This window comes from Salipiger sp. HF18, from assembly GCF_011806505.1.
GTDB lineage: Bacteria > Pseudomonadota > Alphaproteobacteria > Rhodobacterales > Rhodobacteraceae > Salipiger > Salipiger thiooxidans.
Genome location: NZ_JAATOS010000205.1, coordinates 1 through 6,952, shown reverse-complemented (window position 1 = coordinate 6,952; position 6,952 = coordinate 1). Strand labels below are relative to the sequence as shown.

Annotated in this window: 5 protein-coding genes; 1 reads left to right on the top strand and 4 read right to left on the bottom strand. The window is 65.7% G+C overall.

Going from position 1 to position 6,952, the window contains the following annotated elements; all coding sequences use genetic code 11:
- Positions 1–322 precede the first annotated feature (322 nt).
- The 3 genes from msrQ to HC022_RS15865 form a co-directional block, all read right to left on the bottom strand.
- Entirely contained in the window at positions 323–940 is a 618-nt protein-coding gene (gene msrQ / locus HC022_RS15875; protein WP_167453091.1) for a protein-methionine-sulfoxide reductase heme-binding subunit MsrQ, read from the bottom strand.
- Positions 940–1,845, bottom strand: coding sequence for a protein-methionine-sulfoxide reductase catalytic subunit MsrP (gene msrP, locus HC022_RS15870; RefSeq protein ID WP_167453090.1), 906 nt, complete (start codon positions 1,843–1,845; stop codon positions 940–942). Before msrP ends, msrQ begins: the two co-directional genes overlap by 1 nt.
- A gap of 70 nt (positions 1,846–1,915) precedes the next feature.
- Positions 1,916–3,409: an FMN-binding glutamate synthase family protein gene (locus HC022_RS15865; RefSeq protein WP_008886678.1), complete on the bottom strand. Its 1,494-nt coding sequence runs from the start codon at positions 3,407–3,409 to the stop codon at positions 1,916–1,918.
- A gap of 104 nt (positions 3,410–3,513) precedes the next feature.
- Between HC022_RS15865 and HC022_RS15860 the strand changes: the two genes are divergently transcribed.
- Positions 3,514–3,951 carry a DUF302 domain-containing protein gene (locus HC022_RS15860; protein ID WP_167453089.1) on the top strand — a complete coding sequence of 146 codons (438 nt, stop codon included), beginning with the start codon at positions 3,514–3,516 and terminating at the stop codon, positions 3,949–3,951.
- Between the two features lie 141 nt (positions 3,952–4,092).
- Here HC022_RS15860 and clpB read toward each other — a convergent pair whose 3' ends face one another.
- Positions 4,093–6,708 carry an ATP-dependent chaperone ClpB gene (gene clpB, locus HC022_RS15855; protein ID WP_167453088.1) on the bottom strand — a complete coding sequence of 872 codons (2,616 nt, stop codon included), beginning with the start codon at positions 6,706–6,708 and terminating at the stop codon, positions 4,093–4,095.
- Between the last annotated feature and the right edge of the window lie 244 nt (positions 6,709–6,952).

Below are 6,952 nucleotides of genomic sequence, written 5' to 3'. Positions count from 1 at the left end.
CCGGTGAGGGGCTATCTACGGATTACACCCGACACCCGCAAGCCCCCTTTCCCATTATTCGTCATCTTTTTTTCATCAGACGGAATAGCTAAAGGATTTCATAGGGTTAATACAGAAGGAAAACTGTGCACCCCCCTGGCGCCGCCCCGCTGCAAGGCCCGGCAATCCCCGGACCGACCCCGGCTTCCACCACATCTTGCGTTACCCAAAGCCTTATACCCAAGAGCGCCCACAGGCGGCCTGAGAATCCCGGCGCGTCAGGCGTCGCGACTCGCGAAGTGACTCGTTTTTCCCGCCCGCCAAGGCAGCCCCCCGCCCCGCGTCAGCCGCGCAGACGGCGGCGGGACATCGTCTCGAGCGCGGGAAGCCTCAGGGCCAGCAGCCCGAGCACCGCGATCAGGTAGGCCAGCGGCTCGATCTGGAAGCCCTTTGCCAGCATCACGAAGTGCAGCGCCCCCAAAAGGACCGCCGCATAGGTGAGCCGGTGCAACTGGCGCCAGCGGAAACCTCCAAGCCGGCGCACCGAGAGATTGTTGGACGTCAGTGCCAGCGGGATCAGCAGCGCGAAACCCGCCATCCCCACGGTGATATACGGGCGCTTCACGATGTCGGCCCAGATCTGCGCAGGGATCTGCACGTCGAGCACCAGCCACACCAGCAGGTGCAGCAATACGTAGAAGAACGCGATCAGCCCCACGGCACGACGGAAGCGCAGCAGATTCACCCCGGCGAAGCGCCGCAGCGGCGTGAGGCAAAGCCCCACGACCAAAAGCTGCAGGGCGAATTCACCCAGGGCATGCTCAAGCGCCTTGATCGGCTCGACGCCCAGGCCCCCGGTCAGCCCTTGCCAGAGCCACCAGAGCGCCGGCAGCGGTGACAGTATATATAGGGTCCAGCTGGGGACGCGCCGGGTGGCGGCGTTGATCCGGTCGGCGATCATCAGAAATACGTCGACAGGTCCATGCCGGCATAGAGCCCGGCCACCTCGTCGCCATAGCCGTTGAACGGCAGCGTGTCCTGCCGCGCGGCGAAGAGCCCTCCGCCGATGCGCCGCTCTGTGGCCTGGCTCCAGCGCGGATGGCTGACCTCGGGGTTCACGTTGGAATAGAAGCCGTACTCGCGGGCGTTGGCCTTGTTCCAAGAGGTCGGCGGCTCGCTGTCGGTCAGGGTGATGCGCACCACCGACTTGATCGACTTGAACCCGTATTTCCACGGCACCACCAGCCGCAGCGGCGCGCCGTTCTGCTTGGGGATGTCCTTGCCGTAGATGCCCGTGGCCATGATCGTGAGCGGGTGCATCGCCTCATCGAGCCGCAGCCCTTCGACGTAGGGCCAGTCGAGCACGCGGTAGGCGGTGCCCGGCATCTCGTCGCGGTTCAGAACGGTCTCGAAACCGACATACTTGGCCGAGGACTGCACTCCGGCGAGCTCCAGCAGGTCGGCAAGCTCGAACCCGGTCCAGGGCACGACCATCGACCAGGCCTCGACACAGCGGAAGCGGTAGAGCCGTTCCTCGAGCGTCATCTTCGACAGGATATCCTCGAAGGCGTAATCCCCGGGGCGGTCGACAAGACCGCCGATGCGCACGGTCCAGGGCGCGATGGTGAGCCGTTCGGCATAGCGGGCAGGATCGTCCTTGCCGGTGCCGAACTCATAGTAGTTGTTGTAGCTGGTGATTTCTTCCCAGCTGTTGGGTTCGAGATCCCCCTCGGCGGCGCGGGCGCCTCCGGCGATGCCCACGAGCCCGAGCCCCGCGGCCCCGCCCAGCAGCGCGCGGCGGTTCAGCCAGAGCGCCTCATCGGTCGCGTCGCGGTCTTTCAGTGTGCCTTTCCAGCGCAGGGCCATGGCGTCCTCCTGTTGCGTCCCCCGCAGCAGAAGGTAGCCGACGCTCCGGCGTGCTCAAACAAACAAAGACTCACTTTGCGGTGTCGGGGTTGTAACTTGGCCGGATCTTGTTGAACGGGATCGAACTGCCGTCCGCCTGCACGATGCGCACATGGCGGCGGCGCATCTGCCGGGGCTCGGAGACGCCGACAGAGTGTGCGATGGTCTCGACCTCCTTGATGATGCTCTTGGCGTAGTTGGCGACCTTCACGTACTTGTCCTCGACCACCAGCCCCTTCTGCAGGCGCGGGTCATGGGTGGTGATGCCCGTGGGACAGGTGTTGCGGTTGCACTTGAGCGCCTGGATGCAGCCGAGCGAGAACATGAAACCGCGCGCCGAGGTGACGAAGTCGGCGCCGAGGCAGATCGCCCAGGCCACGTCGGCCGGGTTCACCAGCTTGCCGCTGGCGATGATGCGGATGCGGTCCTTGAGCCCGTAGCGGTCGCGCAGGTCGACGATCCGGGGCAGCGCCTCGCGGATCGGCATGCCGACAAGGTCGATGAGCGGCATGGGGGCCGCGCCGGTGCCGCCCTCGCCGCCGTCGATGGTGATGAAGTCGGGCGCGCTTTCGGGGCCGCGCTCGATGATCAGCTTGAACAGGTTCTCCCACTCGTCGGACGAGCCGATCACCGTCTTGAAGCCCACAGGCTTGCCCGAGACCTCGCGGATGTGGCCGATCATGTCGAGCAGGTCGCCGAAATCGTCGATCTCGCGGTGGCGGTTGGGCGAGATGCCGGCCTGCCCGACCTTTAGGCCCCGGATCGCCGCGACCTCCTCGTTGACCTTCTCGCCGGGCAGGATGCCGCCCTTGCCGGGCTTGGCGCCCTGCGCGAGCTTGAGCTCGAACATCTTCACCTGCGGATCGGTGCCGACCTTCCGGAGCTTCTCGTCCGAGAGCCCGCCGGTCTCGTCTCGCAGGCCGAACTTGGCGGTGCCGATCTGGAACACGAGATCGCAGTCGGCCACCTTGTGATAGGGCGAGAGCCCGCCCTCGCCGGTGTTGAGCCAGATCCCGGCCTTGGCGGCGCCGCGGCTCAGCGCCTCGACCGCGGGACGCGAGATCGCACCGTAGCTCATGCCCGAGATGTTGAAGATCGACCTGGCCACGTAGGGCACCCGCGCGTGCGGGCCGATCACCATGGGCTCGGTCGTGGCGAACTGGTCGTCGAGCGGCGGGAACACCGCGTTCACGAAGATCGGCGTGCCGGGGATATTGAGGTTGCGGGTCGAGCCGAAGGCCACGGTGTTATCCTTGCCCTTGGTGGCATGGTAGACCCACTCACGCTGCGCCCGGTTGAACGGCATCTCCTCGCGGTCCATGGCGAAGAAGTACTGCCGGAAGAACTCGCCCAGCTTGGTGAAGAGCCCGCGGAAGCGCCCGATCACCGGGTAGTTGCGCCGGATGGCATCGCCGGCCTGCGTCGAATCGACGACATAAAGCGCCGCCGTCAGCATCACGGCCGCGCCGATCACCGCGACAAAGAGCAACGCGAGGACCTGCAAAGCATACATTGCGGCGCCCATGACTTTCCCTCACATATTCATTGATTTGCATGGCTGGCGGAATCTTAGTACTTCGGTATCGTGACAATCGTTGCCGGGAACGGCAACCATTGGGGAGGAGAGAGATGAAAAAACTGATTTCGGCGCTGGTCTTGGCCGCGTCACCTGTCGCTGCGGAGGAGGCAGTGACCTATGACACGGACCAGAGCTTCGATGACGTGATCTTCGGGCTCGAAAACGCGATCCTCGGGGCCGGGCTGGTCGTCGACCACATCAGCCACACCGGGGAGATGCTCGAGCGCACCCGGCAGGACGTCGGCTCGGACGTGGTGCTGTTCGATCATGCGGATGTCTACAGCTTCTGCTCGGCACAGCTGTCGCGCGAGGTGATGGAGGCGGATCCGATGAACGTGATGTTCTGCCCATACAACGTCTTCGTCATCGTGCGGCACGACACGCCCGACGTGACCACGATCGGCTTCCGGCCCTTCCCAGAGGGCGAGATGCAGACCATCCAGTCGCTGCTCGACGGCATCGTGCGCGACGCAATCGGGCTGGACTGAGCGCGGCCCTCGCCGGGGTCCTTTCGCCGGGGCGCCGCGCACATGAAAAGGCCCGCCGGTGAGGCGGGCCTGTCGGTCTTGTGAGACGTCCTTGCGAGGGCATCCTGTCGGGCCCCCGCTGGCGGGAGCCCGTGTCAGGCATCAGTGGACGACCGCATCGTCCGGCCGCGGCCGGCTCGAGGCGCCGATCCGCTCGCCGATCAGCAGGCCTTCCGAGCCTGCGGTGACCGGCACCGTGTCGCCGTCCCTGATGTCGCCGGCGAGGATCATCTCGGCCAGCGGATCCTGCAGCGCGCGCTGGATCACCCGCTTGAGCGGACGCGCCCCGAAGACCGGGTCGTAGCCGTCTTCCGCCAGCCACTTCTTGGCGCCCTCGTCGAGCTCCAGCGTGACCTTGCGGTTCGCCAGCCGCTTGAGCAGGCGGGCGAGCTGGATTTCGACGATGCCGTCCATGTCGCCGCGCTTGAGCCGGTCGAAGATGATCGTCTCGTCGAGCCGGTTGAGGAACTCGGGGCGGAAGTGCGCCCGCACCGCGTCCATCACGTCGCGCCGCGCCTGACTGCTGTCGGCCCCCTCGGGAAGCTGCGACAGCGCCTGCGAGCCAAGGTTGGACGTCAGCACGATCAGCGTCTGCTTGAAGTCCACCGTGCGGCCCTGGCCGTCGGTCAGCACCCCGTCATCGAGCACCTGCAGGAGCACGTTGAACACGTCCGGGTGCGCCTTCTCGACCTCGTCGAACAGCACGACCTGGTAAGGCCGACGCCGCACCGCTTCGGTGAGCACACCGCCCTCGTCGTAGCCCACGTAGCCCGGAGGCGCACCGATGAGACGGGCCACCGAGTGTTTCTCCATGAACTCCGACATGTCGATGCGCACCATCGCGCTGTCGTCGTCGAACAGGAACTCGGCCACGGCCTTGGTCAGCTCGGTCTTGCCGACGCCGGTCGGTCCGAGGAACAGGAACGACCCCAGCGGACGGTTCTCGTCGTTGAGACCCGCACGGGCCCGCCGCACCGCATTGGCGACCGCCTTGACCGCCTGGTTCTGGCCGACGACCCGCTTGTGCAGCCCGTCCTCCATGCGCAGGAGCTTCTCGCGCTCGCCTTCCAGCATCTTGCTGGTCGGGATGCCGGTCCAGCGTTCGACCACCTCGGCGATCTGCTCGGGACGCACGGCCTCTTCGACCATGACGTCACCCTCGGCCGCCTCGGCCTCGGCCAGCTTCTTCTCGATCTCGGGGATCTTGCCGTATTGCAGCTCACCGGCCTTGGCGAAGTTGCCCTCGCGCTTGGCGATCTCGAGCTCGGCGCGCAGCCGGTCCAGCTGCTCCTTCAGATCCCGGGCCGAGGCCAGCTTGTCGCGCTCGGCCTGCCACTGGGCGGTCATCTCGGCGGATTTCTCCTCGAGATCGGCCAGTTCCTTTTCGAGCTTCTCGAGCCGGTCCTTCGACGCCGCGTCGTCCTCGAGCTTCAGCGCCTCGACCTCGATCTGCATCTGCAGGATGTTGCGGTCGAGCTGGTCGAGCTCTTCGGGCTTGCTGTCCACTTCCATCCGCAGCCGCGATGCCGCCTCGTCCATCAGGTCGATGGCCTTGTCCGGCAGGAAACGGTCGGTGATGTAGCGGTGGCTCAGCGTGGCGGCGGCGACAAGCGCAGAGTCCGAGATCCGCACGCCGTGGTGCAGCTCGTATTTCTCCTTGATGCCGCGCAGGATCGAGATGGTGTCCTCGACCGTCGGCTCCTGCACCATCACCGGCTGGAAGCGCCGAGCCAGCGCCGGGTCCTTCTCGACGTGCTTGCGGTACTCGTCGAGCGTCGTGGCGCCGACGCAGTGCAGCTCCCCCCGTGCGAGCGCGGGTTTCAGCAGGTTCGACGCGTCCATGGCGCCGTCCGTCTTGCCCGCGCCGACCAGCGTGTGCATCTCGTCGATGAACAGGATGATCTCGCCCGCAGCTGACTCGATCTCCTTGAGGATAGACTTCAGCCGCTCCTCGAATTCGCCACGATATTTCGCACCGGCGATCAGCGCGCCCATGTCGAGCGCCATCAGCCGCTTGTTGCGCAGGCTCTCCGGCACGTCGCCGTCGATGATGCGCAGCGCGAGGCCCTCGGCAATCGCCGTTTTACCGACGCCGGGTTCCCCGATCAGCACCGGGTTGTTCTTGGTGCGGCGGCTCAGCACCTGCATAGAGCGACGGATTTCCTCGTCCCGGCCGATGATCGGGTCGATCCGGCCCTGCTCGGCGGCCTCGGTCAGGTCGCGGGCGTATTTCTTGAGGGCGTCATAACCCTCTTCCGCCGATGCGCTGTCCGCGGTGCGGCCCTTGCGCAGGTCGTTGATCGCCTCGTTCAGGCGCTGCGGCGTCAGATTGCCGGCCTCGAGCGCCTCCTTGGCACCGGATTTCTCGATGGCGAGGGCGGTGAGGATGCGCTCGACGGGTACGAAGCTGTCGCCCGCCTTCTTCGCGATCTTCTCGGCCTCGTCGAGCACGCGCGCCGTTGCCGGGTCCAGATAGACCTGGCCTGCGTCGCCGCTCACCCGGGGGATCTTGCTCAGCTTCTGCTCGAGCACCTCGACCACGCGCGGCGGCTGACCGCCCGCACGGGTGATGAGATTGGACGCGAGCCCCTGCTCGTCATCCATCAGGGCCTTCAGCAGATGTTCCGGGACCAGTCGCTGGTGGTTGTCCCGCATAGCGATGGTCTGTGCGGCCTGAATGAAACCACGCGACCGCTCCGTGAACTTCTCCAAGTTCATGGTGTCTCTCCTTCCATAAGCGCCCGCTGGGAAAATGTCGCGCCCGCCTGGGCGGCACGCGGCTGTCTCGGGCCTCGGATTACAGATGGTTGCCGTCGCGAAAGGCTTCAAGATCCGTGATTGCAGAATCCGCATCCCTCCTCTCTTTTCCCGTATCGCGGATAGTTTCACGGGAAACGGAGGCTGACGCGATGCACGTACGGAGAATCACCTTTGACGGGTTCGACGGGCCGGAACCCGAGGG